Here is a 26860-nt window from a genome sequence, read left to right on the forward strand (position 1 = left end):
CCTCCTTCTCCGCCGCGCGGTGCGGCGGCTCAGATCTCGATCCGGTGCGCCTCCCGCAGGGTCGCGAAGCGCTCGGGGTTGGAGGTCAGCACGATCACCTGGGTCCGCTCCCCGGCGGTGGTGATGGCCGAGGCCAGGCGCCGCAGCCGCTGCGGATCGGAGTGGCCCAGGGCGTCGTCGAGCAGCACCGGCACCCCGTCCTCCGGGTCCACGAGCAGGGCGGTGGCCAGGCGGATGAGGATCACCAGCTGCTCCTTGGCCCCGGTCGAGAGCGCGGGGAAGGGCAGCCAGTCGCCGTCGAGCCTGCGCTCCTCGACCTCCAGCGACCCGCTGACCCGCACCTCGAAGTCGGGGCCGTAGACCGCCCGGCCCAGCTGCTCCACCGCGGCGCGGAACGGCTGGACGTACTGGGCGTGGGCGCGCTCGCGGTGGGCCAGCAGCGTTCGCTCCAGCAGCAGGGCGGCCTCGGCCCGCCGCTCGAGCCCGGCCAGGTGGCGCCGGGCGGCCTCGAGGCGGGTCCCGGCCCGGTCGTGGTCCTGCTGCACCCGGTCGCGGCCCATGCCCTCGAGCCGGCCCTCCAGGGAGCTGCGCCGGCCCCGCCGCTCCTCGAGGATCTTCTGGAGACCCTCGATCTGGTCGCCGACGAGCTCCCGGTCGGTCAGCACCCGGTCGGCGTCGAGGCCGGCCAGGGCGGCCTCGTGGGCGTCGATCTCCTCCTGGACCGCCGCCAGCGCCCCGGTCGCCGCGGTCACGGCGCGGTGGAGGTCCTCGTCGGGCACCTCGCGGCGGGCCTCCTCGAGCCGGGCCCGCCGGCCGGTGAGGCTGCGCTCGAGCTCGACCAGCTGTCCCCGGACCGAGTGCACGTCCGTCTGGGCCCGCTGCAGCTCGTCCCGGGCCGCGTCGGCGGCGGCCTCGGCGCGGCGGGCGGCGCCCTCGGCCTCCCCGAGCGCGGCCTCGGCGGCGTCGGCCGCCTCCCGGGCGGCCTCGGGGGTTGCCGGCAGCGGCACGTCGTCGTCGCGCCGTGCGCGGTGCTGCTCGATCGCGGCCGCGAGCCGGTCCCGGTCGTCGCGCAGGCGGGACTCGTCCTCGCCGTCGAGCAGGCGGTCGCGGTCGGCGACCGCCTCGCGGACCTGCCGCTCGAGCTCCTGGGCCTCGCGCAGCGCGGTGCGGGCCGCGGCGACCGAGCCGACGCCGTGCCGGTCCAGCAGCGCGGCGAACGCGGCGGCGGCCGTGCGGGCGGCCTCGCGGCGGGTCTCGATGCCCTGCTCGGGGGACAGGCGCAGCCGCCACTGATCGGGCAGCTCGAGCTCGACCTCCCCGGTCACCGGGACCGCGAGCGGCTGCCCCGGGGCGACCTCCTCGGGGATGCCGTCGCGCACGAGCGGGCGCGCCCGGCCGAGCGCGGTGAGCTCGAGGCGGGCGCTGCCCGCGGCCAGTTCCGCCTCGGCCCGCTCCGCGGCGCGCTCGGCGCGCTCGAGCTGCGCCACGGCGTCCTCGTCGAGCTCCGCGGCGGGCCGGGACTGCAGCTCGGCCAGCCGGGCCCGGACCTCCTCGAGCGAGCCCAGGACCTCGAGCACGCGGTGGTGGCGCCCGACGTCGTCGAGGTGGGTCCGGTCCTCCCGCGCGGAGCGGTCCGCCGCGCGGGCCTGCTGGACCGCCGTCTGTGCGGCGGCCCGGCGCTGCTCGGCCTCCGCGGCGCGCTCGCGCACCGGGGCGAGCTCCTCCTCGAGCCGGGCCAGCGTCCCGGCGAGGGCGGTGCCGCGCTGCTCCTCGGCGGCCAGGGCGGCCACGAGCTCGGCGCGGCGGGCGGCCCGCTCCCGGGCGCGGTCGAGCTCGCCCTGGGCGGCGTCGCGGCGGCGCCGGGCCTCCTCCCGCTGCCGCTGGACGTCCTCGACCTGCCCGGCGGCGCGGTCCAGCTCGGCGTGCTCCGCGCGGGCGGTGGCCAGCTTGCGCTCGGCGTCGGCGATCGAGGCGGTGAGCTCGGTGAGCTCGTCCTCGACCACGGCGATCGTCCGCAGCTCCTCGGCGGCCTCGGCGGCCGCGGCCTCGGCGTCGCGGCAGGCGGTCTCGGCCTGGACGTAGCCGGCGTTCTTCTTCCGCGTCGCGGTCCAGTACTTCTCGCACTCGGCGCCCACGCGCTCCAGGAGGGTGGCGGCCTCGCGGTCGTCGCCCGGGGCCTCCCCGGCCCGGGACTCCAGGGCCCGGCGCAGCGCGGCGCTGTCGGTCAGGGCGTTCTGGGCCAGTCCGCCCGCCTGCATGAAGCGCAGCGCCTTCCACAGCGCGGTGTCGGCCCCGGCCCACAGCGCCTCGGCGGCGTCGTGGGCCTCGCGGCCGGTCACGGCCCGTCCGGACTCGGGCCCGGCGACGTGGCGCAGGGTCGTGGACGGGCGCTTCAGCCACTGCTTGGTGTAGACCACCCGGGTGGTCCCGATGGAGAACTCCGCCTCGACGAGCACGGGCACGTCCCGGCCGGCGGGCCTGGCCTCGAGGATCCGCTTGTGCTTGCTGCTGTCGGGCAGGTCCAGCAGGGCGTCGAGGGCGTCGATCATCGAGGTCTTGCCGATCTCGTTGCGCCCGGTCACCACCACGACCCCCGCGTCGGGGAAGGTCAGCTCGCGCTCGGTCACGCCGCGGAAGTTCTCCAGCCTCAGGCGGTGCAGCTTCATCGGGCGGCTCCTCCCACGAGGCGGTACAGCAGGCGCAGGGCGTCCCCGGCGGCCGGGGCCTCCTCGGCGTCGGAGGCGGCCGTTGCCCGCAGCTCGGCGACGGCGTCCGCGGCGTAGCCGCCGACGTCGAGGTCCTCGAACTCGTGCTCGTCCGGGACGACCACCAGGTCGGTGTGGCGCTCCCACGCGTTGAGGCTCGCGAAGACCTCGGCCTGCTGCTCGAGCAGGGCCTCCAGGGCCGCGGCCTCGGAGAGGTTCAGGGTGCCGGTGAAGACGGTCTTCAGGACGATCCGCTCCTTGGGGGTGAGCGCGGCCAGCTCGGCGCGCAGGGCCGCGACGTCCTCGGCGCCGTCGAGGTGGCGGGTCAGGACGCGGTGCTCCCACTGCCCGACCGGGTGGGCGGTGACGCGGGGCCCGTCGTCGTCGAGGTCCACCTCCAGGACGTGGCCGCGGCCGGGCTCGCGGAAGCCCGTGGACTCGTGGGTGCCGGAGTAGTGGATCGCCCCGTACCCGTCCTCGGGCCAGCGGATGTGGCGGTCGCCCAGGGCCACGTAGTGGACCGCCCCGCGGGCCAGCGCCTCGTCCAGCGGAGCCCGGCGCACGGTGGTCAGGGAGGTCCGGTCCGGGTCGAGCTCGTCGAGCATGCCGTGCCCCACCACGATGCGCAGCGTCCCGTCGGCCTCGAGGCCCTCCAGGGCCGGGGCCACCGGGTCGGTGTCGGGGCGCTTGCTGCGCCAGGGGGCCGCGACCAGTTCCACGCCGTCGACGACGGGGTGCGGGCCCCGCTCGTCGAGCAGCACCACGTTGGCCGGGGCGAGGTCCCGGAAGTCCGGCCGGCCCCAGAGCGAGCCCGGGCCCAGGGGGTCGTGGTTGCCCGGCAGCAGGTACACGGGCAGCCCCACGGAGCCCATGGCGTCCAGGGCGCGCCCGACGTCCCGGCGGCTCAGGTTGGCGTGCTCGAACACGTCCCCGGCCACCACCACGAACGCGCACCCGCGCTCGCGGGCCAGCTCCCCGATGCGCCGGATCGTCTCGACGCGGTCGCCCGTGTAGCGGGACTGGGCCTCGCCCTCGAGGTAGTGCCGGGTCATGCCCAGCTGCCAGTCGCTCGTGTGCAGGAAGCGGGTGCTCGTCATGGACGTCCTTCGGTCGTTCGCCGTCGCGTGCGCGGGGTCCGCGCCACCGGTGCGCCGCGCAGCCCGTGCGGTTCCCCGGTGACACCGCCATTCTGGCCCCTGTCCCGGACACGCTGCGGCATCCGGCCCGGCGCGGGCCGCCCGTGCCCGTCCCCGGACCGTCGTACGGCGTCCTCCGGGCGCAGCGGCCGATTCCTGGAGCACCACCGGTTCCCGATACCGTGAGGCGGATAACCGACGCACGGAAAGAGGCCAGAATGCACGATCGGATCCGCAATGCCCGGCTCGGCGAGCGCGTGATGTCCGCCGAGGAGGCGGCCGCGCTGATCCAGCCCGGGATGACCGTCGCGATGAGCGGCTTCACGGGCGCGGGCTACCCCAAGGAGGTGCCACTGGCGCTGGCCCGGCGCATGGAGGCCGCCGAGCAGCCGTTCAGGATCCGGGTGCTCACCGGCGCCTCCACCGCCCCGGAGCTGGACGGGGCCCTGGCGAGGGTGGACGGCATGGAGCTGCGCCTGCCCTACCAGTCCGACCCCGCGCTGCGGGAGCGGATCAACGCCGGCACCCTCGACTACATCGACATCCACCTCAGCCACGTCGCCCAGCACACCTGGTTCGGCTTCTTCGGGCCCGTCGACGTGGCCGTGGTCGAGGTCGTCGGCATCACCGAGGACGGGCGGCTGATCCCGTCGTCGTCCGTGGGCAACAACAAGACCTGGCTCGAGCAGGCCGACAAGGTCATCCTCGAGGTCAACCGGTTCCAGCCCGCCGGCATGGAGGGCATGCACGACGTCTACTACGGCACCGCCCTGCCCCCGCACCGCAAGCCCATCCCGCTGGTCGACCCCGAGGACCGCATCGGCGAGCCCTACCTGAGCGTGGACCCCGAGAAGGTCATCGCCGTGGTCGAGACCGACGGCCCCGACCGCAACTCCCCGTTCAGCCCGCCGGACGAGTCCTCGAAGCAGATCGCCGGGCACCTGCTGGAGTTCTTCGACCACGAGATCCGCCGCGGCCGCCTCACCGACCGGCTGCTGCCGCTGCAGTCCGGGGTCGGCAACATCCCCAACGCCGTGATGGCCGCGCTCGCCGAGGGCGGGTACAAGGGCCTGACCGCCTACACCGAGGTCATCCAGGACGGGATGCTCGGGCTGATCAAGGAGGGCGTGCTGCGGATGGCCTCGGCCACCTCCTTCTCCCTGAGCCGGGACGGGGTGGACGAGTTCAACGCCAACGTCGACTTCTACCGCGAGCGCATCATCCTGCGCACCCAGGAGATCTCCAACCACCCGGAGCTCATCCGCCGCCTCGGCTGCATCGCCCTCAACGGGATGATCGAGGCCGACCTCTACGGCAACGTCAACTCCACCCACGTGGCCGGGACCAAGGTGATGAACGGGATCGGCGGCTCCGGGGACTTCGCCCGCAACGGCTACCTGTCCGTGTTCATGTCCCCGAGCACCGCCAAGAACGGCAACATCTCCGCGATCGTGCCCATGGCCAGCCACGTGGACCACACCGAGCACGACACCATGGTCGTCATCACCGAGCAGGGCCTGGCCGACCTGCGCGGGCTGGCCCCGAAGCAGCGGGCCCGCACGATCATCGAGAACTGCGCCCACCCGGACTACCGGCCGATGCTCGAGGACTACTTCGAGCGCGCCCAGCGGGAGAGCTTCGGCAAGCACACCCCGCACCTGCTCGGCGAGGCCCTGTCCTGGCACGAGCGGTTCGTGGAGACCGGGAGCATGCGCCTGCCCGACCGCCGACCCGCCGGCTGACCGTCCCGGGCGACGACGACGGACGGCCCCGGCCCGCGGCACTGTGCGCGGGCCGGGGCCGTCCCTCGTGGAGAGGGGAGGCTCAGCTCCAGGGCTGGTGGCGCAGCCCGTGGGCGCCCCGGTAGTCGGGGGAGGCCGGCTCGGCCCAGCCCTCGACCAGCTCGTCGTCGAGGCGGTAGACCGTCACGTCCAGCGGGTGGCAGATCTCCACCGGGTCGGTCACGCCGGGGCCGAACATCGGCTTGGACAGGTCCCCGCCCGGGCAGGCGGAGAGCGCCACCAGCAGGTCCTGCTCGGCGAAGAACTCGAAGTGGTCGCCCGGGGCGGCCGGGCAGGTCTTCATGAAGTACTCGTCGTCGTCGTTGAGCCCGGTGCACTGGAAGACGTTGAGGACGTCGTGGACGTCGAACTCCGTCAGCCCCCAGGGCAGCACGGCGCGCACGAGGTTGGAGTGGCAGTGGAAGTCGAAGTCCACGCCGTTGAGCATCTTCGACACGTAGGGGTCGCAGCGGGTGCCCAGGGTGTCGTGCAGGCGCCCGCCCTCGGCGTCCACGCCGTAGCCGGCCAGGGTGTCGCCGACGATCGTGGCCATCGGCCGCAGGAACGGCAGGTTCGACCACAGCCGGTCGAAGGTCGTGACGTGGGCGGCCTGGAGCTGGCGGGTGCGCGCCGCCCAGAACCGCTCCCGCGGGTTGTGCCGGTTCCACAGGTTCAGGTCCCCGACCTGCGGGCCCTCGACCGTGGAGATCCGGCAGACGTGCCCGGCCGGCACCTCCCACGCGCGACCGGAGCGGATGGGGACCCTCAGCTCCTCGACGACGGTGCGCCGCTCCGTCGCGGCGCCGATGCGCCCGTAGAACTCCTGGTCGACCTGCAGGGCGGCGCCCTGGTAGGCGGCCTCGGTGAGACGGGCATCGGGCTGGGTCACGGGAACTCCTTCGGGGACGGAACGGGTGGTCGGGGTCATCGGGGCACGACGGCGGAGCGCTGCGCCGCCCGCACCGCGTCCACCACGGCGGCCTCCGAGTCGGCGAGGTAGGCCAGCAGCTCGATCTCCGCCGCGTCGCGGCGACCGGACAGTAGCAGGTCGGCGATCGTGCGGTCGCGCTCCATCCACTGCGCCTGGAACGCGGCCTCGTCCGGCATCACGGCGAAGGCCAGGCGCAGCTGCGCGGCGAGGTCGGTGAAGAACGCGTTGAGCCGGGCCGAGCCGGCCAGGCCCACGAGCGCGGCGTGGAAGACGAGGCTGGCGGTGCCGGCGCCGCGCCAGTCCTCGAGGGTCCGCTCGTGGAGCCCGGCCGTGGCGGCCCGGTCCACCTCGGCGAGGTCGCGGTCGGTCGCGCGGGAGCTCGCCTGCACCCCGCCGACCTCCAGGACCCGCCGGGCGGCGTAGATGTCGGCGACGTCCGCGGCCGTCAGCACCCGCACGGAGCTGCCGGTGTTGCGGGCGTGGACGACCAGCCCGTCGCTCTCCAGCAGCCGCAGGGCCTCCCGGACGCTGTTGCGCGAGACCCCGTGCCGCGGCGCCAGCGCGCGGTCCATCAGCCGCGCCCCGGGCGGCAGCTCACCGCGCAGGATCTGGGTCCGCAGCGCGTCCCGGACCCGCCCGGAGGCGCTCGCGGTGTCGTCGGTGGTGGTCACCCTCCGACGCTACCAGTGTTCAACCATTTCTGTCTCCAGGTGTTCTGGGAAGTCCGCTCCAGTGGCGGGAAGCGTGTGAATGCCGGGTAAATTCTGCGGATTCTGTGTCGATTGCCGTTCCCGGGGGTGGTCAAATGGTTCAACCATCCCTAGTGTGTGGGATCACAACTCGTCGTCCACCGAAGGAGCGGGCCGTGCCCGAGAGCAGACGCCCAGAGGTTTCCACCGTCCCGCCGGGAACCGCCGGCCCCGACCGCGGCCGGGAGACGACCGGCCGCCGCCGGCGCCTGCCGTTCGGGCCGGGCCTGATCATCGCCGCGTCGTTCATCGGCCCCGGCACCATCACCACGTCGATCGTCACCGGCGCCTCCTACGGCTTCACCCTCGCGTGGGCCGTGGTCTTCTCGATCCTCGCGACGATCGTCCTGCAGGAGATGACCGGACGCCTGGGCCTGGCCACGCGGCTGAGCCTGGGCGAGGCCCTGCGGGTCGTCTTCGAGTCGACGGCCGCCCGTGCCGTCATGGTCGTGCTCGTCGTCGCGGCCATCGGCATCGGCGGGGCCAGCTACGCCGGCGGCGACACCACGGGCACGGCCCTGGCCCTGACCACGGTCACCGGACTGGACGTGCGCGTCGTCGTGGTGGGGATCCTGCTGCTCATCGGCGCGCTGCTGTGGACCGGCAGCTACAGGGCCATCGAGGTCGTGCTCACGGCGATGGTGGTGATCCTCGGGCTGATCTTCCTCGTCACGGCGATCGTGGTCCGCCCGCCGATCGGGGAGATGCTGCGCGGGATGTTCGTGCCGACCGTGCCCGCCGGCGCCCTGCTCACCACCATCGCGCTCATCGGCACCACCGTGGTGCCCTACAACCTCTTCCTCCAGTCCAGCCTCGTGCAGGAGAAGTGGGGCCGGGACGTCGACCCGGACCTGGCGATGCGCCAGTCGCGCACGGACACGGTCGTCTCGATCTCGGTCGGCGGCCTGATCACCCTCGTCGTCATGGCCACCGCCTTCGGCGCGATGTTCCTGCGGGGGATGACCGCCGAGACCGGCCAGGACCTCACCCGCGCCCTCGAGCCGCTGCTCGGCCCGGCCGCCCCCTGGGTCTTCGCCGTGGGGCTGTTCGCCGCCGGGTTCACCTCCGCGGTCGCCGGCCCGCTGGGCGCGGCCTACGCCATCAGCGGCACGATCGGGCGCAGCACCGACCTGCGCAGCACCCCGGCGCGGATCGTCTGGATCAGCGTGCTCGTCGTCGGCGGCGTCATCGCCCTGACCGGCTTCAACCCCGTGCAGATCATCGTCGTCGCCCAGGCCGCCAACGGCCTGCTCCTGCCGATCATCGCGATCTTCCTGATGATCGTCATGAACAGCTCCCGGCTGATGGGCCGGTACCGCAACGGCCCGGTGGCCAACGTGCTGGGGGCGCTCATCTGCCTCGTCGTCACCGGCCTGGCGGCCTACCAGCTCACCGACCTGGCCGGGCTCTGGGGTTGAGCGCGGGCCCCGGCCCGTGCTGCCCACGACGACCGCGGCCGCCCGGTGCCACGACGGACCCGGAGGCCACCACTCGAGGAGGAACCGTGACCGACCCGACCGAGACCACCGTGCCCGGGGCCGCCGAGGCGCTGCCGTCCGTGTGGATGCAGGACCTCACGTGGGAGGAGGTGGCCGGGTACCTGGAGCACGAGCGCATCGCCGTCGTCCCCGTGGGCAGCACCGAGCAGCACGGCCCCGCCGGGGTGCTGGGCGTCGACGCCTACGTGGCGATCACCCTGGCCGAGGACCTGGCCCGGCGCACCGGCGTGCTGTGCACGCCCCCGATCTGGTTCGGCGACTCCAGCCACCACGGGGCCTTCCCCGGCACCCTCAGCATCCAGGCCTCGACGCTGTCGCTGCTCGTGCGCGACGTCTGCCGCAGCCTGGCCCGCCACGGCTTCGACCGGATCGTGCTCGTCAACGGGCACAAGGGCTCCAACCTGCCCGCGCTGACCACCTCGCTGCGGCAGCTGCACGACGAGGAGCTGCCCGGGGTGCTCTTCGCCGTGGCCGACCCGCTGCACCTCGCCCGCTCCGCGGCGCCGGGGCTCAAGGACGTCAACGAGCACCACGGCGGGGAGCTCGAGCTCTCCCACGTCCACCACCGCATCCCCGGGTCCGTGCGCACCGACCGGCTCACCGACGCGGGCGTCGACTTCCAGGAGGTCTTCGGCGGGTTCGTGGGCGACGACCTCTTCGGCCCCGCCCCGGACGGAGTGGACATCATCTGGTCCGGTGAGGAGCAGCGGCGCTTCGCCCCGACCGGCAGCTTCAGCTCCTCGACGGGGCTCAGCGAGGAGAAGGGGCGGCGCTACCACGACCACATCGTGGTCCGGCTCGCCGAGCTGATCGCGTGGCTGCGCACCTACGACGGCCCGGTCGGCGCGAAGCCGGCCCGCCGGGGCCCGGAGGGGCCCGCGGCCGGCTGAGATCCCGGGCGCCGGCTCAGAAGAAGCCGTTGCCGTGCGGCATCCGCTCCGGCACGGGCTGGACGACCTCCCAGTGCTCGACGATCCGGTCCTCCGCCACCCGCCAGAGGTCGTAGCAGCCGGCCGGGACGGGCTCGCCCTGTGCGCCGTCGCCGGGCTCGAGGTCGGCCTCGGTGAGGGTCAGCACGAGGTCGCCCTCGCCGAGCACCCGGTGGAGCGTGCGCCGGGACAGCCGCCGGTCCGGGCGGTGCTCGACGTAGTAGTGGCCCCGGCCCAGCTCCTCGAGGGCGTCCTGGTCGGCGCCGAGGAGGCGCTCGTGCACCCACTCGGTGACCAGTGCCTTGTTCGCGGCGGTGCGCTCCGGGTCGGAGGCCTCCGTGGGCCCGCCGGTGCGGTGGGCGCCCTCCTGCCCCGCGGGCAGGGGCTCGAGGGCGTCCCAGTGCTCGGCGATCCGGTCCCCGTCCAGGCGGAAGACGTCCACCGCCACCATCGGGTCGGGGCCGAAGCCGTGGTAGACGCAGTGGACGGCGACCATGTCCCCGTCCTGGATCATCCGCAGCATGTCGATCCGGAAGTCGGGCGGCAGCTGACCGACCACGGCCTTGAGCCCGTCCGGGCCGTCGGGTCCGAGCGCCGAGTGCTGCCGGAAGCCGGGGGCCCAGTGGCGGTCGACGGCCGTCGGGTCCCGGTCGCCGAAGAGCTCGGCGCCGGCGGTGATCACGATCTGCTTGCGGTCCATGGCCGTCCCCTGACGCTGTCGGCCCGACAGGTCCGCCGGACCGTCCCGGTGGGGCACCCCGTGGGGCGTGGCGACCACGCTACTCCGGCCGGGTCCGCCCGGACAGGACCGTGCGCCGTGTGACGGCACGGGCACCCGCCGGCCGGTCCGGAGGTCTTGTCCCCGGAGGGTCCGCGGCCCACCATGGAGCTGTCCCGAGGGGAGGGGTCATGCGGATCGCGCTGGCCGGCGACGTCATGCTGGGCCGCCTGGTCGACGAGCGGCTGCGCCGGGAGTCGCCCGACTACCCGTGGGGCGACGTCCTGCCGCTGCTCGCGCAGGCGGACCTGCGCATCGTCAACCTCGAGTGCGTGCTCGCCGACGACGGGCCGCCGTGGCCGCGCAAGACCTTCCACTTCCGCTCCGACCCGGGCAACGTCGCCGTGCTGGAGGCGGCCGGGATCGACGTCGTGACGCTGGCGAACAACCACGTCCTCGACCACGGCGCCGGGGCGCTGGGGCAGATGCTCGCGGTGCTCGACGCCCACGGCATCGCCCGCACCGGCGCCGGCCCGGACGCGGTCGCCGCGAGTGCACCGGCCGTCGTGGACGTGGGCGGGACGGCCGTGGGCGTCGTGGCGGCCACCGACAACGAGCGCCGCTGGGCCGCGGGCCCGGGCGCGCCCGGCATCGCGTGGCTGCCGATCGACCCGCAGGACCCCCGGGCGCAGGAGTTCCTCGGTCTCGTCCGCCGGACCCGGGCCCGCACCGGCTTCCTGGTCGCCGCCGTGCACTGGGGCCCGAACTGGGGCGACGACGTGCCCGAGGAGCACCGGGTCTTCGCGCACGCGCTGGTCGAGGCGGGGGCGGACGTCGTCGTCGGGCACTCCCCGCACGTCTTCCGCGGGGTGGAGATCCACCGCGGCCGCCCGGTGCTCTACAGCGCCGGCGACTTCGTCGACGACTATGCGGTACACCCGGTCGAGCGCAACGACCAGTCGTTCCTCTTCCACCTCGACTTCGAGGGCGGCCGGGTCCGCACCCTGCGCCTGCACCCCACCGTCGTCGAGGACTGCCGCGCCGTGCGGGCGGGCCGGGAGGCCCGGGCCATCGCGGCGCGGATGGCCGAGCGCAGCGCCGCGCTGGGCACCGCGTCCCGGTGGCTCGACGGTGAGCGCTGCCTGGAGATCCCGCTGGGCTGAGACCGCCGCGCGCTACACCCCGGCGTGGTCGCGGCGCTCGAGGAGCCGGGAGACGGCGTAGCCGATGACGATGCCCCAGAACGCGGCGTGGATGTTGAACAGGTCCAGCCCGGAGACGGTCACGACGAAGGTCACCAGGGAGCCGAGGGTGAAGGTCGTGGCGAAGGCGGTGACGAAGGCCTGCTGCAGGGCCTTGAGCATCGCGATCCCGCCCAGGGCCAGCACGAACGCCTCCGGGGTGGCGAGCATGAACCGGGTCAGGGCCGGGGCCAGCAGCGCGAAGACCAGCGCGATCGAGCCGTAGACCACCGCGCCGGTGTACTGGCGGTGCTTCTCCCCGGAGGAGGTCAGCAGGGCGTTGGTCGGACCGGTCACGCACGCCGAGACGGCCCCGAACCCGGCGTTGAGCACCGAGAACGCCCCGGAGACGATGGCCGAGACGTTGACGGGCGGGCGGTGGCCGGCGGCTCGCAGCACGGCCACGCCCTGGCCGTTCTGGACGATGAGCACCGTGATCGCCAGCGGGACCACGAGCTCCAGCTGGGCGGCCCAGGTGAACTCCGGGGCGGTGAACACGGGGGCGGCCAGGATCGGCCCGTCCGCCGAGTCCAGGGCGAACTGCCCGCTGAGCGCCACGGCGGCGATGCCCACCACCAGGGTGCCCAGCACCGGCGGGAGGAACCGGCCCAGGACGGGCACCGCGCTCAGCAGCAGGAAGGCCAGCACCATGGGCCCGGCCACCACGGGGTTGGTGCGGGTGGACTCCACGATGTCGGTGCCGAAGCGCAGGAACACCGCCGCGACCATGGCCATGACGATGGGCATCGGGATCGCCGCCATCACCCGGCGCACCACCCCGCTCGCGCCCAGGGCCAGGATGAGCACCCCGGAGGTGAAGAACGCCCCGACCACCTCGGGGAAGGACAGGTGCTGCAGGGACGGGCCCAGCAGCACGGTGCCGGGGATGGACCAGGCGAAGCCCAGCGGCTGGCGGTAGACCAGGGACATCAGCAGGGTCGCCGCCCCCGCGGAGAGGAAGATCCCGCTGACCCAGGACGCGAGCTGGCCCTCGGTGAGCCCGCCGGCCGCGCCCACGGCCAGGGTCACCGCGATCGGCCCGGAGGCGGCGAAGATCAGCCCGATCACGCCGTTGGCCACGTACTGGGGGCCGAGGTCCCGCAGCACCCGGCGCGGGCCCGCCGGGCGGGTGCCGGGGCGCTCGAGCAGCGGCGAGGACCCGTTCTCCGCGACCGGTGCGGCCGGGGTGGCGGTCGGGGTCTGCTGGTCGGTGGGCATGGGCACTCCTGGACGGCGCGGACGGACGGGTGGTGCGACCAGTACAGCAGAGCCCGGCGGCCGGCGGGCGCACCCGGGGGTGCCCATCTGATCCTGGGTATGGCATGCCCAGGATCGACGGAGGTGGACCGCCCTGCCAGGGCGCATGATGGGGGAGAGGGAGAGGAGACCCGACCATGAACCCCGGTACCGACCTCGGCGAGTTCCTCAGGGCCCGCCGCGCCCTCGTCGCCCCCGATCGCGACGGCGGGACGCGGCGGCGTGTGCCCGGCCTGCGGCGCGAGGAGGTCGCGGCCCTGGCCGGCGTCAGCGCCGACTACTACACCCGCCTGGAGCAGGGCCGGCACAAGCGTCCCTCCGAGTCCGTGCTGGACGCCCTGGCCCGGGCCCTGCAGCTGGACGAGACGGCCACCCGCCACCTGTTCGACCTCGCCCGTGCGGTGGCGGCCCCGCAGCGGGCCGCGCCGCTGGAGGTCCAGCGCGTGCGGCCCTCCCTGCACCGCCTGCTGGAGTCCTTCACCGCCCACCCGGCGTTCGTCCGCGGCCGGCGCACCGAGGTGCTGGCCATGAACCCGCTGGCGGCGTTCCTGCTCGCCGACCTCCCGGCCCGGCCGGCCCGGGAGCGCAGCCTGATCCGCTGGGCCTTCCTGGACCCCGAGGCCCGGACCCGCTACGTGGACTGGGAGAAGGTCGCCTCCTCCATGGTCGGCACCCTGCGCCTGGACGCCGGGCGCCACCCCCACGACCCGCTGCTGGCCCAGCTGGTCGGTGAGCTGTCGGTGCGCAGCGAGCAGTTCCGCACCTGGTGGGCCGACCACCGCGTGGTCGAGCGCCGCGACGGGATCAAGCGGCTCGACCACCCGCTGGTCGGGCGCCTGGACATCTGCTACGAGGCCCTCGACGTCACCGGGGTGGCCGACCAGACCCTGTTCGTCTACACCACCGAGCCCGGTTCCGAGTCCGAGGCCAGGCTGCGGACCCTCGCCGCCTGGGTCCACGAGGAGTCCCCGGTGCACGCGCCGCCGCCCGCCGCGGCTCCGGAGCGTTCCGGGGCGGACCCCGCCGGGCGGTAGGCCCCGCCGCTCCCGGCAGGGGCGGGACGTCGGCGTCCGGGAGGTGGCCGCCCGCCCGGAGGCTGGGCAACTGCGGCGGAACGCGAGAGGGTGGGAGCGGACCGGTCCCGCACACCGGTCCGCCGATCCAGCCCCCGAGCAGAGGAGAGACCGTGCCCGAGACGATCGCCGGCATCACCGTCCCCGATTCGCCCCTGGTCCGCGAGACCACCGACCTGGTCCGCCGGGCGGCCGACGAGAGCCTGTTCAACCACTCCCGCCGCGTCTTCCTGTGGGGGATGCTCAAGTCCGCCGCCCGCGGCCGCGAGGTGGACCCCGAGCTCGCCTACGTCGGGGCGATGTTCCACGACCTCGGCCTCACCGACGCCCACCGCACCACGGACCAGCGCTTCGAGATCGACGGCGCCGCCGCGGCCCAGGGGTTCCTGCGCGACCACGGCCGCTCCGAGGAGGAGGCCCGCAGCGTGTGGCTGGCGATCGCCCTGCACACCACCCCGGAGATCCCCCTGCACCTGGCCCCGGAGGTCGCCGTGGTGACCCTCGGCGTCGAGACCGACGTGCTGGGCCTGGACCTGGACGAGATCTCCGAGGAGCACCGCGCCGAGGTCGTCGCCGCCCACCCGCGCACGGACTTCAAGAACCAGATCCTGCACGCCTTCCACCGGGGCATGGCCGACCGGCCCGAGACCACCTTCGGCACCATGAACGACGACGTGCTCGCCCACTTCGACCCCGGCTTCCAGCGGGAGAACTTCGTGCGGATCATCCAGGAGAACGCCTGGCCCGAGTGAGCGCCGCCGGGCCTCCGCCGGCGGGCGGGGGCCCGGGCCCGCGCCGGTGCAACAGAGGCAACAGAGGGGGGCACATCGTTGTGGCCCCCTCCGCCCGGGCGGATCCCCTGATCCTCGGCGAGCCGCAGGCCGGCCCGGTCAGCGACCGGGACCGAGCCGGGGCGGCGGGTCGACCACCACGTGCGGGGCGATCCGCTCCGCCTGCTCCCGGACCAGCCCGGTGCAGCGGACGAAGTCCTCGAGGTCCCGGAAGGGGCCGTGGGCCATCCGGGCCGAGAGGATGCGGTGGGTCAGCCACGGGTCCACGCCGGGCAGCCGCGAGAGCTCCTGGGCGGTGGCCGTGTTGAGGTCCAGCGGCCCCCGCCGGTCCCGGTCCGGTGCCGGCGGGGCCTCCCACGCCGAGCTGCCCGCCGGCCCGGCCGGCCAGGCCCGGGCCGCGTGCGGCACCGGCCCCGCCGGCTGCGGCACCGGCTCGACGCGCTGGGCGTACCAGGGGCCGTGGGCCGCCCGCCAGCGCAGGTACTGCGGGTTGACGACGATCCCGTGGACGATGCTCGCGCCCCACGTGAGCACGAGGATCCCGCCGGCGAACGACCCGCCGTCGCTCGCGTCCGCCAGGACGGTGCCCGTGAGGCCCAGGGCCGCGTAGACGCCGGCGGCCAGCCACCACGCCGGCCGCTTCGCCCGGGCGGCGATGTAGACGAACCCGGCCGCCGAGAAGACGCCGAAGCCCATCAGCGGGGCGAGCAGCCACGCGCTGTGCCGCCACCGCCAGGCACGGCTCATCAGCTTCTGTTCCGGCGTGCGGTAGGGCCGGCCGTGGACGGTGCCGTAGGTCATCGCACTCCTTGGATGCGGGCGGACGGGACGGTCCCTACGGTAGCGAGCCGTGTGTGCTTTCGTGACGGACGACGGCAGTGCGTCGGAGCCGCGACCTCTGCCGCACCCGTGCCGGGAGACCGCGCGGGTATCTCGGAACGTGAAAGAACTCTTCCGGAATGTGTTGCGCGTCACATCGACGGGCCCTAGATTGGGGCTCAGCCAACGGCGGGCCCCGGCAGCACGGGGCTATCTACCAGGCGTGCATCCGAACAGCCGGGCGGGCCCGCCGGCGGCCGTGAGCCGCTCCCCGGGGCCGTCCCCGACCCTTTCCGCCGCACCCGGTCGGCGCCCACCGGGACCACCAGATCTGGACACTTCACGGGACCTGCCACGAGGCCGGGGCCCGGGAAAAACAGTGGATCGCCGGACCTTGCGCAGCAGCGACGACGCCTGCGCTGAAGGAGGCACCTTCCATGTCATCGACCCCCTCTGCGTCCCGCACCCGAGACCGCGCGGCCCGCCGCGGGCGGACGGCACCGCCGCCGCGCACCCTCGGCCCCGAGGACGAGAAGCTCCCGCTGGGCCGCACGACGGCCTACGGCTTCCAGCACGTGCTGACCATGTACGGCGCGATCGTCGCCGTGCCCCTGATCATCGGGCAGGCCGGCGGGCTCAGCGCCGACGAGATCGCCCTGCTCATCAGCTCCTGCCTGCTCATGGGCGGGATCGCGACCTTCCTGCAGAGCTTCGGCGCCCCGTACATCGGCTCGAAGCTGCCGCTCGTGCAGGGCGTCTCCTTCGCCGGCGTGGCCCCGATGCTGGCCATCCTGGCCGGGGGCAGCGACCTGCGGGCCATCTTCGGCGCCGTCCTCGTCTCCTCGGTGGTGGGGTTCCTGTTCGCCGGGGCGTTCTCGCGGATCATCCGCTTCTTCCCGCCGGTGGTCACCGGCACCGTCATCACCGTCATCGGGATCTCCCTGCTGCCCGTCGCGATCTCCTGGGCGGCCGGCGGCGGGGAGGGCGGCGCGGCCGCCCCGGACAGCCTGCTGCTCGCGGGGATCACCCTGCTCATCGTGCTGCTGCTGTCCAAGGTGGGCGTCGGGATGATCTCCCGCCTGTCGATCCTGCTCTCCTTCGTCCTCGGCACGGGCGTGGCCGTGCTGATGGGCATGGCCGACTTCTCCGGGGTGGGCGAGGGCGCGTTGATCACCTTCCCGACCCCGCTGGCCTTCGGCGCCCCCACCTTCGAGGTCGCCGCGATCGTCTCGATGCTCATCGTGGTGCTCGTGACCATGACCGAGACCACCGCGGACATCCTCGCGGTCGGGGAGATCACCGGGGCGAAGGTCGACTCCCGCCGCGTGGCCAACGGCCTGCGCGCCGACATGCTCTCCTCGGCCGGGGCGCCGCTGCTGAACTCCTTCACCCAGACGGCCTTCGCCGCCAACGTGGGGCTCGTGGCCGTGACGGGCGTGCGCAGCCGGTTCGTGGTCAGCGCGGCCGGGATCATCATGGTGGTCCTGGGCCTGTTCCCGGTCATCGGGCAGGTGGTCGCGGCCATCCCCGCGCCCGTGCTCGGCGGCGCGTCGATCGTGCTCTTCGGCACCGTCGCCTCCTCCGGGGTGCGCACCCTCTCGACCGTGGACTTCCGCAACTCCATGAACCTCGTCATCGTGGCGGTCGCCTTCGCCTTCGGCCTCGTGCCCGTGGCGGCCCCGCAGTTCTACGCCGGGTTCCCGGCGTGGACCCAGACGATCCTCGGCTCGGGCATCAGCGCCGCGGCGATCGTCGCGATCGTGCTGAACCTGCTGTTCAACGAGCTGACCGCCGGCAACGCGCGGAACCCTTCCGCCGTGGCGGCGGCCCCGGTGCGGATCGTGCGCGCCGACGTCCTGGCCCACCTGCGGGACGGGGACCAGCTGCAGAACGGCACCGTGGTGGACCGGGAGGGCGCCGAGGTGGCGGTCGTCCCGGAGCACCACTTCGACGACGTCCGCCGGATGATCGACGCCGGCGAGATCACCGACACGGGTCAGGTCCAGCAGCTGATCCTGTCGAAGAGCTCCTCCTGAGGAGGGAGGGGAGTCCGCCGAGCGCGCACCCCTGGTGACGGACGCGCTCGGCAGGCACGGGTAGGGGCGTTCCCCGTCCGGCCCGGTGGCGGGTCGGTGCGCAACGGGGGGCGCCCCTGCGTCGTGCGCCCGTCCGGTCCAGGGGGCCGCGGATCGGTGACATGTCCCCCAATCGGGGGATGGCAGCCGTGCCGGGAACGACGACGACGGGGCGCCGTGCCGACACGGCCAGCGTGTTTCCGCAGGTCGAAGCCGTCTCAGGGTCGTGTCGCCGTCGGTTTCGGCCCGTCCGTGATCACCCTTCCTACGATGAAAGTGCAACGGATCACGTTCGCACACACTTGGAGGAAGCACGATGAAGAAGACTGCAGCAGCGCTGGCCGCACTGGCCGCCGCCGGGTTCACGGGACTGTCGATGGCGCCGGCCTCGGCCGCGCCTTTCGCCTTCGACCGGTGCGCCGATGCCTATGCGGTGGGCGTCGGCAACATTCCTGAGGGGCAGCCCGGGTACGGCTACCACCTGGACCAGCCCTACGACGGCGTGGCTTGCGAGAACGACAACTTCTCGTACGACGCTTCGCGTGTGCCGGGCAACATCCCGTCGAGCCCGGTCGCGCCGAACCCGGTCAACGGTGTGCAGAACGACGTCGTCCAGGACAGCGCCGTCTTCGACAACTGCACCGAGGCGCGTGCCGCCGGCCGGACCAACATCCCGTCCTGGGATCCTGCCTACGGCCTGCATCTGGACGCCGACCGCGACGGCTACGGCTGCGACGCCGACGGCACCGACGACGGCGTGCAGCAGCACGAGATCATCGACTGGGTGCCGGAGTCCTGGAACAACGGCGGCAGCGGCTACGGCCAGGTGAGCCAGGTGCCCGTGGGCGGTGCCGACACCGGCGCCGAGGGCGAGTCCGCCGTGCCGGGCCTCGCGCTCGCCGGTGGCCTGACCCTGGCCGCCGCGGCCGGTGCGACCGTGGCGGTCCGCCGCCGCGCCGCCCGGGCCTGAGCACCCGCAGGCCGGGATCCACGGGATAGGTTCGTGCCCGTGCCGACCATCTCCCGCGACCGCCGCAGCGGCCTCCTCGCCGCTGCGGCGGTCGCCGCCCTGCTGCTGACCGGCTGCGCCCAGGACTCCTCCGGGGAGACGGGAGAGGCCGCGACGGCTCCGGCGTCGTCGTCCTCCGCGTCCGTGCCGTCCGGGAGGCCGGCGCCGTCCGCCGCCCCGACGTCGTCCGCACCGGCCGCCGCTGCCTCCGCCGAGCCCACCTCCGGTCCGGCGAGCACGCCGGCCGGCGTCCCGGCGCCGATGGCCGAGTCGGCCCCGGTCGCCGTCCGGATCCCCTCGACCGGCACCGACTCGGGGCTGCTGCACCTGGGGCTGCGCGAGGACGGCGCGCTCGAGGTCCCGCCCGAGGCGCCCGGCTCGCCCGCGGCCTGGTACGACGGCTCGCCCACGCCGGGGGAGCGGGGGCCCGCGATCCTGCTCGGCCACGTCAATGCCACCGGCGGCGGCCCCGGCGTCTTCGCCGGCCTGCGCGAGCTCGCGCCCGGGGACACGATCGAGGTGGACCGGGCGGACGGCACCACCGCCGTGTTCGCCGTGGAGCGCGCCGAGCAGTACACCAAGGACGCGTTCGACACCCGCGCCGTCTACGGGAACACCGAGGGGCCCGAGCTGCGGCTGATCACCTGCGACGGCTACGACTGGCTCACGGGGGAGTTCGACGACAACTACGTCGTCTTCGCGACGCTCGCCGGCTGAGACCGCGGTGCCGCTGCCGTGCGACGGGCGCACGGTCACGGAACTCACCACATTCACAGGATTCACCGATTTCACCGCCGTTGATCAGGCTTCGCCCCGGCGTAGGACGCAGGCCGCCCGGACGTCACCTGCGTCCGTGATCCTGGCGGCGGCCGGCCGCTGGAGCCGGCTCCTCCCGCCGACCAGGAGCTCGTCCGTGAACACGACCCCCCACCTGTTCCGCCCTGCCCCCGTCCGTCCGCTGCGCACGACCACCGGCGCGGCCGTCCTTGGCCTGTGTGCCGCCCTGCTCGCCCCCGTCGCCGCCACCGCGGCCCCCGCCGACCCCGCCGGGAAGAGCGGCGCCGACTGGGCCGAGACGGCCTACCGTGGCGGTGTCGACGTCGTCGAGGGCACCGACGAGGACCAGCAGGTTCTCGACGGCACCGTCTTCGACGACCGCGACCGCGACTCCGTCCAGGACCGCGGCGAGCGCGGCATCGGCGGCGTCACGGTGACCAACGGCCGCGACGTCGTCACCACCGACGCCCGGGGCCGCTACGAGCTGCCGGCCTACGAGAACATGACCGTCTCCGTCACCCAGCCGCGGGGCTGGCAGGTGCCGGTGGACGAGGACAACGTGGCCCAGTTCTTCTACCACCACCTCCCCGAGGGCTCCCCGGAGCTGACGTACGGCGGGATCGCGCCGACCGGCCCGCTGCCGGACGCCGTGAACTTCCCGCTCGCGAAGTCGAAGGCCACGCAGTCCCCCGACCAGAGCTGCGTGATCGGCGGGGACGTGCAGACCTACACCCAGGAGCAGGTCGAGCACGCCCGCAACGGCGCGTTCGCCGACCTCGCCGCCCGGGAGGACTACGCCGGGTGCGGTGCGCTGTTCATCGGCGACGTCGTGGGCGACGACCTCTCCCTCTACCCGCAGACCCGCGAGCTGTCGGGGATGCTCAACGGCCCGGCCCGCTTCCTGCCGGGCAACCACGACCTCGACTTCGACGCGACCGACAGCGAGCACACCTTCGACACCTTCCGCGCCCAGCTCGGGCCGGAGTACTACAGCTACGACGCCGGCAAGGCCCACGTCGTCGCCCTGAACACGGTGGAGTACCCGCTCGAGGGCGGCGGCTACAACGGGTCGCTGGACGAGCGCCAGCTCGAGTGGCTGCGCAACGACATCGCTCAGGTTCCCGAGAACACGGTGATCGTGCTGGCCGCCCACATCCCGCTGCTCGACTACGCCGACCAGGGCTCCGCCAAGCACCAGGTCGACCAGGTCAAGGAGATCCACGAGATCCTCGAGGGCCGAGAGGTCGTCGCCCTGGGCGGGCACACCCACAGCATCGAGAACCTGCGCGAGGGCGACCGGATGGAGGGCTGGTCCGAGGTCTTCGGCGTGGACGGCTTGCCGTTCACCCACATCACCGCGGGAGCGATCTCCGGGGACTGGTACTCCGGGCGCACCCTGCCCGAGGGCTACCCGCTGGCCGTCCAGCGCGACGGCGGGATGCCCGGCGTGCTGACCTTGGACATCAGGAACACGCAGGTCACCGAGCGCTTCACCGTCCGTGGCGAGGACGCCTCCGAGCAGATGGCCCTCGGCCTGAACACCCCCCGCTACCGCGACTGGTACGAGGCCAACGTGGCGGACAAGGGCTCCGCCCCGGCGTTCGAGGACCCGCTGACCGTCAGCCGCGAGGACCTCGCCGGCACCACCTGGCTGACCACCAACTTCTGGATGGGCTCCACCGGCTCCGAGGTCGAGGTCCGGGTGGACGGCGGCGAGCCGCTCGAGGCCGTCCGCACCCAGCCGATGCAGGGCGAGGCTCAGCGCGTGGGGGCGCAGTGGTCCGACCCGGCGGCCGTGCAGGAGCAGCTCGTCCACGGCGGCAGCCTCGCCGACCGCTCGATGCACCTGTGGCGCCTGGAGCTGCCGGCGGACCTGCCCGCGGGCGAGCACACCGCCGAGGTCACCGCGACCGACGTCCACGGACGCGAGTTCACCGAGACCCTCACCTTCGAGGTGACCGGCTAGTCATCGTGCCGTGCGGGTCCCGCGCCGGTGCGGACGGCCCGACGGACGACGGCGCCGGCGCCGCCCCTCTCGCGGGGCAGCACCGGCGCCGTCGTCGTCAGCTGTCGGTCCCGGTGGGGCTCAGCCCTCGCAGTCGATGCAGTAGACCGTGCCCTTGCTCTCCCGGGCGCGCTGGGAGCGGTGGCGGACCAGGAAGCACGAGCCGCAGGTGAACTCGTCCGTCTGCTCCGGGATCACCTGGATGGTCAGCTCCTCGTGGGAGAGGTCCGCCCCGGGCAGGTCGATGCCCTCGGCGGTGTCGGCGTCCTCCAGGTCGATCGCCGGGGCCTGGGCGGTCGCGCCGCGGGCCTGGACCACGGCCAGGGATGCGGTGGCCGGCTCGTCCTCGGGCCGGGTGCGCGGAGCGTCGTAATCGGTGGCCATGGCGGGGTGGCTCCTCCTCGAGCGTTCGGTGCGGCGCGGAGAGCTCCGGCGCCGGAAGGATCGGAGCATACCCGGCGAAGATGAGCGATCGGTGAGAACGCGCCGCGGGGGCGGCACCCGGCGCAATGTGCCGGATGCCGCCCCGGCGGCGGGCGCCGCCCGCTACGCGGTGAGCGGGTCGGCGCCGGCCTCCAGCCGCGGGGCGCGCCGGGCGTCCAGCACCTCCTCGACGCCGCGGGCGAGCGCGAGCAGGTCCGTCTCCTCGAAGCCGGAGGTCATGATCTCCAGGCCCACGGGCAGGTCCCCGTCCGTGAACCCGGCCGGCACGGTGGCCGCCGGGAAGTGCAGCTGGGAGGCGATCACCGTGTTGGTCGGGTAGGTGAGGCAGGTCCACCGGCCGCCGAGCACGTCCTCGTGGGTGGGGGCGGCGAGCTGGACGTCGGGGAAGACCATCGCGTCCAGGTCCAGCTCCACGAACCGGCCCTGCACGGCGCGCACGAACTCCTCGCGGGCCAGCACCCGGTCCAGGTACTCCGGGTCGGTGCGCGGGTCCTCGGGCCCGTCGGTGATGCCCTCGAACAGGTCCAGGTGCGGGTCGTGGTCGCCGCGGGCGCGGACCTCGTCCACGCTGCTGATGCCCGTCTCCGGGTGGGCGGCGAAGAAGGCGTTCATGTCCTGGCGGGAGCGGGTGAAGTACAGGGACGTGAAGCCCACGTAGTCCATCAGGCCGGGGACCTCGACGTCGACCAGCTCCGCGCCGGCCGCGGCCAGCCGCTCGAGGGCGGCCTCGACGACGCGGTTGACGGCGGCGGCCTCCGGGTCGGCGTCGTCGCCGAAGGCACCGCGCAGCACCCCGAGGCGCCGGCCCCGCACCGACCCGCCCGCGGCGGCCTCGGCGAAGGACCCGGCCCCGCGCCGGTGCCGCACGGCGGCCGTGTAGTCGTCGCCCGGGTCGAAGCCGACGAGCACGTCGAGCACCGCCGCGGCGTCGGCCACGGTCCGGGTCATCGGCCCCGCCGTGTCCTGGGGGACGACCAGCGGGGACATGCCCTGCCGGCTGATCAGCCCGGGGGTCACGCGCACCCCCACGAGGCTGCAGAAGGAGGCGGGCAGGCGGATGGAGCCGCCGGTGTCCTCGCCGATGCCCACGAGCGCCAGGTTCGCGGCGATCGCCGCCCCCGTGCCGCTGCTGGAGCCGCCGGGGTCGCGGGAGAGCGCGTAGGGGTTCTTCGTCACCCCGGAGACGGAGGACGTCGAGAACCACGAGGTGGCGAAGTCCGGCATGGTCGTCTTGCCCAGGATCACGGCGCCCGCCGCCCGCAGCCGGGCGATCGCGGGGGCGTCCTCGACCGGGACGTGCTCGGCGGTGCAGCGGTTGCCGTAGGTGGTCCGCAGCCCGCCGGTGGCGACCTGGTCCTTCACGAGGACGGGCACGCCGTGCAGCGGGCCCGAGAGCTCCCCGCGGGCGGCGTACTTCAGGTCCAGGGCGTCGGCCTCCTCGAGGGCGGTCGCCGAGACCGTCACCACGGAGTTCAGCCCCGGGCCGGCGGCGTCCAGGGCCTCGATCCGGTCGAGGTAGGCCTGGACGACCTCGCGGACGGTCGCCCGTCCCTCCCGGTAGGCCGCGTGGACGGACGCGATCGTGGCTTCCTCGATGTTCCAGCTCAGGCTCATGGTTCCCCTCGTGCTCGGGCCGCCCCCGGGGCGGGGGCGGCCGTGGTGTGCGGGTGGTCGGTCGTGCGCGGGCCGGTCAGAGCGCCCAGATCTCCTGCAGCCGTGCCGCTCGCTCCCGGCGGGCCCGCAGGGCCTCCTCCATCGGCACGGCACGGAACCGGGTGACGGTCCCGGGGGTGGCGCGGGCCAGCAGGTCCATGTCCGCGGAGATCACGGTGCCGACCATGGCGTAGCCGCCGCCGGAGACGGCGTCGCGGTGCAGCACGATCGGCTGGGTGCCGCCGGGGACCTGGATCGAGCCCACGGCGTAGCCGGCGTCGACGATGTTCGACGGGTCGGAGCCGGCGCCGAAGGGCTGCTCCCGCCGGATCCACTCCACGCCGGGGCCCTCGTAGCGCAGGCCCATGCGGTCGGCCACCGGGGTGAGCCGCCACTCCTCCTCGACGAGCCGGCGGCGGCCCTCCTCGGTGAGCAGGTGGTCGTAGAGCCCCCACACGATGCGCAGCTCCTGGGCTCCGCCCAGGGCCGGGCGCAGGGACTCCGGCAGCTCGGCGACGGCGGGCAGCTCCCCGGTGGGGCGGCCCACGGGGACGACGTCGCCGGCCTCGAGCTTGCGTCCGCCCATCCCGCCGAGCCGGCCGATCGCGTAGGTCGAGCGCGAGCCGAGGACCTCGGGCACGTCGACGCCCCCGCGCACGGCCAGGTAGAACCGGGCCCCGCCCCGGACCACGCCGAACGTGACGGCGTCGCCCTCGGCCAGCTCGAGGCGCGTCCACGGGGGCTGCTCCTGCCCGTTGACGAGCACGGGCACCTGCGCGCCGGCGACCGCGATCGTGGTGGGGGCGTCGACCGTGAAGGCCGGGCCCATGTAGGTGCACTCCAGCACGGCCTCGGCCGCGGTGTTGCCCACCAGCTTGTTGGCGGCCTGCGCGGACTCCTGGTCCATCGCCCCGCCCTGCGGGATGCCGACGTTGTAGTACCCGATCCGCCCCTGGTCCTGGACGGTGGTCAGCAGCCCGGGCTGCTCAGTTCTCAGCGCCATCGAGGGCCTCCAGCAGGGTGCGGTTGTAGGTGTCGGGATCGGCGAGCGCGGCCTCGACGTCGAAGGTCACGGGCGCCTGCTTGTACCGCCAGGTGCCGGCCTCGACCCGCTCCTGGACGGCCCGGTACTCGGCCTCGTCCACGGGGCGGAACTTCACGAGGTCGCCGGGGCGGAAGAGGATGAGGAAGTCCTCGAAGTCGGGCAGCTCCTGGCCGGGGTCGTAGATCGGGGCGGCCGCGACCCCGAACATCTGGTAGCCGCCGGCACCGCGCACCGAGTAGATGCAGGCGAAGCACCCGCCGTGGCCCACGGTCAGCGGGGGCGTGTCCGTGCGGGGGCTGAGGTACTTGGGCACCTCCAGCTGCCGGGCGCGCGGGACGAGCTGGTACATGAACGGCAGTCCGGCCACGAACCCGACCATCGACACCAGCCACGGGGACTCGTGGTGGCGGCGGATGAACTCGGCGGCGTCCTCGAGGCCGTTGACCTTCGCGGCGTAGTCCAGGTCCGTGCCGGAGGGGTCCTGGTGGTAGCCCTCGCGGAAGCGCTGGACGACCTCGGCGGTGTAGGGATCCTGGTACCAGACGGGGACCTCGACGATGCGGGTCTCCACGGTGTGCTGGGTGGCGGTCCGGGCCTGGGCCTCGAGCTCCTGGACGCGGCGCCTGAGCTCCTCGCCCTCGAGGACGTCGGGGTCGAAGCGCACCAGCAGGGACGCGTTGGCGGGGCAGACGTCGACGACGCCGGCCAGGTCCAGCTGCTCCAGGCCGTGGGCGACCGTGGTGGCCAGGTAGTTGGCGGTGAGGTTCATGGCCTCGTCGAACTCCACGAACAGGAACTCGTCCCCGCCCCACGTGTAGCGGGCGTTGGGCAGGTAGAGGATCTCGGTCGACTGCTCGGTCATCGTGCGCCCCCCGGGCTCGGCATCTCGGTCTCGATGTAGGTGGTCCAGTGCTCCACGGCCTCGAACCGCGGGTCCGTCACGAGCCGCGCCAGCAGGGGCACCGTGGTCTTGATGCCCTCGATGTGCGTGGCGGCCAGGCCATCGCTCATCCGCCGCACGGCCTCCTGCCGGTCGTGGCCGTGCACGATCAGCTTGGCCAGCAACGAGTCGTAGAAGGGGGCGACGGTGTCGCCCTCGCGCACCCCGGCGTCCACCCGGTAGTCCTCGCCCTCCGGCCAGTCCAGGCGGGTGAGCCTGCCCGGGCTGGGCAGGAAGTTGCGGTCCGGGTCCTCGGCGTTGATCCGGCACTCGATGGCGTGGCCGTCGAAGGAGATGTCCTCCTGCCGCAGCCGCGTGCGCCCGGTGGCGGCGATCCGCAGCTGCTCGGCGACGAGGTCCACCCCGGTGACGAACTCCGTGACCGGGTGCTCCACCTGCAGGCGGGTGTTCATCTCGATGAAGGCGGCCTCGTGGCGGACGGGGTCGTAGAGGTACTCGACCGTGCCCACGCCCGTGTACTTCGCCAGCCGGGCCAGGTTCACGGCCGAGGCGCGGATGCGCTCGCGGACGTGGTCGGGCAGCTCAGGGGCCGGCGCCTCCTCGACGATCTTCTGGGAGCGCCGCTGCAGGGAGCAGTCGCGGTCGCCCAGGTGCAGGAAGGTCTCGCCGTCGCCGAGGACCTGGACCTCCACGTGCCGGGCGTGCTCGACGAAGCGCTCCAGGTAGACGGTGGGGTCCCCGAAGCTCGCGGAGGCCTCCGCGCGGGCGACGTCGACGGTCTTCAGCAGGTCCTCCTCGGCCCGGACCAGGCGGATGCCGCGCCCGCCGCCCCCGGCCGAGGCCTTGATGACCAGCGGGTAGCCGACCTCCCGGCCCAGGGCGAGCACGGCGTCGTCGTCGTCCGTCAGGGGACCGTTGGAGCCGGGCAGGACCGGTACGTCGGCGGCCACGGCCGCCTCCAGTGCGCGGGTCTTGTGGCCCATGAGGTCGATGACGTCGGGGTCGGGGCCCACCCACGTCATCCCGGACTCCTGGACGCGGCGGGCGAAGGCGGCGTTCTCGGAGAGGAACCCGTAGCCGGGGTGCACCGCGTCACAGCCGGCCTCCTTGCCGGCGAGCACGATCGCCTCGGCGTTGAGGTAGGAGGCCTGGGCGGGGGCGGGGCCGACGACGGCGACCTCGTCGGCGAGCCCGGCCGCCATCGAGTCCCGGTCGATCTCGCTGACGGCGAGCACCGTGCGGATGCCCATGTCCCGGGCGGAGCGCAGGATGCGCACCGCGATCTCGCCGCGGTTGGCGACCAGCAGGGTGGAGATCGCCAC

Annotated in this window: 22 protein-coding genes; 10 read left to right on the plus strand and 12 right to left on the minus strand. The window is 74.0% G+C overall.

Annotated elements, in window-relative coordinates; genetic code table 11:
• Positions 1-29: 29 nt before the first annotated feature.
• Positions 30-2666, minus strand: coding sequence for an AAA family ATPase (locus LQU92_RS15110; protein WP_305067854.1), 2637 nt, complete (start codon positions 2664-2666; stop codon positions 30-32).
• Complete coding sequence (locus tag LQU92_RS15115) at positions 2663-3802, minus strand: metallophosphoesterase (RefSeq protein ID WP_305067855.1); 1140 nt, start codon at positions 3800-3802, stop codon at positions 2663-2665. Before LQU92_RS15115 ends, LQU92_RS15110 begins: the two co-directional genes overlap by 4 nt.
• Before the next feature lie 257 nt (positions 3803-4059).
• Between LQU92_RS15115 and LQU92_RS04920 the strand changes: the two genes are divergently transcribed.
• Positions 4060-5583, plus strand: a complete 1524-nt coding sequence (locus LQU92_RS04920) for an acetyl-CoA hydrolase/transferase family protein (RefSeq protein WP_230778000.1) — start codon at positions 4060-4062, stop codon at positions 5581-5583.
• Positions 5584-5665: 82 nt separating this feature from the next.
• On the opposite strand, the gene LQU92_RS04925 is transcribed toward LQU92_RS04920, so the two are convergent.
• Both LQU92_RS04925 and LQU92_RS04930 read right to left on the minus strand, forming a co-directional pair.
• Complete coding sequence (locus LQU92_RS04925; RefSeq protein ID WP_230778017.1) at positions 5666-6511, minus strand: urea carboxylase-associated family protein; 846 nt, start codon at positions 6509-6511, stop codon at positions 5666-5668.
• Between the two features lie 35 nt (positions 6512-6546).
• On the minus strand, positions 6547-7224 hold the full coding sequence (locus LQU92_RS04930; RefSeq protein ID WP_230778025.1) for a GntR family transcriptional regulator: 678 nt from the start codon (positions 7222-7224) through the stop codon (positions 6547-6549).
• Positions 7225-7418: 194 nt separating this feature from the next.
• Here LQU92_RS04930 and LQU92_RS04935 point away from each other — a divergent pair, with 194 nt between their 5' ends.
• Both LQU92_RS04935 and LQU92_RS04940 read left to right on the plus strand, forming a co-directional pair.
• Entirely contained in the window at positions 7419-8720 is a 1302-nt protein-coding gene (locus tag LQU92_RS04935) for an Nramp family divalent metal transporter (RefSeq protein WP_230778040.1), read from the plus strand.
• 86 nt (positions 8721-8806) lie between these two features.
• The gene (locus tag LQU92_RS04940; RefSeq protein WP_230778045.1) at positions 8807-9691 is read left to right on the plus strand and encodes a creatininase family protein; all 885 of its coding nucleotides are present in this window, start codon (positions 8807-8809) and stop codon (positions 9689-9691) included.
• A gap of 16 nt (positions 9692-9707) precedes the next feature.
• Here the strand turns inward: LQU92_RS04940 and LQU92_RS04945 are convergent, their stop codons facing one another.
• Positions 9708-10430 carry a nuclear transport factor 2 family protein gene (locus LQU92_RS04945; RefSeq protein WP_230778059.1) on the minus strand — a complete coding sequence of 241 codons (723 nt, stop codon included), beginning with the start codon at positions 10428-10430 and terminating at the stop codon, positions 9708-9710.
• A 209-nt stretch (positions 10431-10639) separates the two neighbouring features.
• Between LQU92_RS04945 and LQU92_RS04950 the strand changes: the two genes are divergently transcribed.
• The gene (locus tag LQU92_RS04950; RefSeq protein ID WP_230778062.1) at positions 10640-11611 is read left to right on the plus strand and encodes a CapA family protein; all 972 of its coding nucleotides are present in this window, start codon (positions 10640-10642) and stop codon (positions 11609-11611) included.
• Positions 11612-11623: 12 nt separating this feature from the next.
• On the opposite strand, the gene LQU92_RS04955 is transcribed toward LQU92_RS04950, so the two are convergent.
• A complete protein-coding gene (locus LQU92_RS04955; RefSeq protein ID WP_230778065.1) occupies positions 11624-12907 on the minus strand; it encodes a benzoate/H(+) symporter BenE family transporter in 1284 nt (427 codons plus the stop codon).
• A 176-nt stretch (positions 12908-13083) separates the two neighbouring features.
• On the opposite strand from LQU92_RS04955, the gene LQU92_RS04960 reads away from it, so the two are divergent.
• Together LQU92_RS04960 and LQU92_RS04965 are read left to right on the plus strand one after the other, a co-directional pair.
• Complete coding sequence (locus tag LQU92_RS04960; protein ID WP_230778083.1) at positions 13084-13980, plus strand: helix-turn-helix transcriptional regulator; 897 nt, start codon at positions 13084-13086, stop codon at positions 13978-13980.
• A gap of 152 nt (positions 13981-14132) precedes the next feature.
• Positions 14133-14771, plus strand: coding sequence for an HD domain-containing protein (locus LQU92_RS04965; protein WP_230778086.1), 639 nt, complete (start codon positions 14133-14135; stop codon positions 14769-14771).
• Positions 14772-14909: 138 nt separating this feature from the next.
• Here the strand turns inward: LQU92_RS04965 and LQU92_RS04970 are convergent, their stop codons facing one another.
• Complete coding sequence (locus tag LQU92_RS04970; protein WP_230778089.1) at positions 14910-15611, minus strand: helix-hairpin-helix domain-containing protein; 702 nt, start codon at positions 15609-15611, stop codon at positions 14910-14912.
• A gap of 455 nt (positions 15612-16066) precedes the next feature.
• On the opposite strand from LQU92_RS04970, the gene LQU92_RS04975 reads away from it, so the two are divergent.
• The 4 genes from LQU92_RS04975 (at position 16067) to LQU92_RS04990 (ending at position 21456) form a co-directional block, all read left to right on the plus strand.
• Positions 16067-17665, plus strand: a complete 1599-nt coding sequence (locus LQU92_RS04975) for a nucleobase:cation symporter-2 family protein (RefSeq protein WP_230778092.1) — start codon at positions 16067-16069, stop codon at positions 17663-17665.
• A 355-nt stretch (positions 17666-18020) separates the two neighbouring features.
• A complete protein-coding gene (locus LQU92_RS04980; protein ID WP_230778095.1) occupies positions 18021-18674 on the plus strand; it encodes an excalibur calcium-binding domain-containing protein in 654 nt (217 codons plus the stop codon).
• A gap of 39 nt (positions 18675-18713) precedes the next feature.
• Positions 18714-19430, plus strand: a complete 717-nt coding sequence (locus LQU92_RS04985) for a class F sortase (RefSeq protein WP_230778099.1) — start codon at positions 18714-18716, stop codon at positions 19428-19430.
• Between the two features lie 196 nt (positions 19431-19626).
• Complete coding sequence (locus LQU92_RS04990) at positions 19627-21456, plus strand: calcineurin-like phosphoesterase C-terminal domain-containing protein (protein WP_374229641.1); 1830 nt, start codon at positions 19627-19629, stop codon at positions 21454-21456.
• A gap of 120 nt (positions 21457-21576) precedes the next feature.
• On the opposite strand, the gene LQU92_RS04995 is transcribed toward LQU92_RS04990, so the two are convergent.
• The 5 genes from LQU92_RS04995 to LQU92_RS05015 form a co-directional block, all read right to left on the minus strand.
• Complete coding sequence (locus tag LQU92_RS04995; RefSeq protein ID WP_230778102.1) at positions 21577-21879, minus strand: DUF4193 domain-containing protein; 303 nt, start codon at positions 21877-21879, stop codon at positions 21577-21579.
• Between the two features lie 162 nt (positions 21880-22041).
• The gene (locus tag LQU92_RS05000; RefSeq protein WP_230778105.1) at positions 22042-23553 is read right to left on the minus strand and encodes an amidase; all 1512 of its coding nucleotides are present in this window, start codon (positions 23551-23553) and stop codon (positions 22042-22044) included.
• Positions 23554-23629: 76 nt separating this feature from the next.
• Positions 23630-24595 carry a biotin-dependent carboxyltransferase family protein gene (locus tag LQU92_RS05005; protein WP_101851057.1) on the minus strand — a complete coding sequence of 322 codons (966 nt, stop codon included), beginning with the start codon at positions 24593-24595 and terminating at the stop codon, positions 23630-23632.
• A complete protein-coding gene (locus tag LQU92_RS05010; RefSeq protein ID WP_101852953.1) occupies positions 24579-25499 on the minus strand; it encodes an allophanate hydrolase subunit 1 in 921 nt (306 codons plus the stop codon). Before LQU92_RS05010 ends, LQU92_RS05005 begins: the two co-directional genes overlap by 17 nt.
• On the minus strand, positions 25496-26860 hold the full coding sequence (locus LQU92_RS05015) for an acetyl/propionyl/methylcrotonyl-CoA carboxylase subunit alpha (protein ID WP_230778107.1): 1365 nt from the start codon (positions 26858-26860) through the stop codon (positions 25496-25498). Before LQU92_RS05015 ends, LQU92_RS05010 begins: the two co-directional genes overlap by 4 nt.

Origin of the sequence: Kocuria sp. LUK, from assembly GCF_021012935.1 — a bacterium.
Lineage (GTDB): Bacteria > Actinomycetota > Actinomycetes > Actinomycetales > Micrococcaceae > Kocuria > Kocuria flava.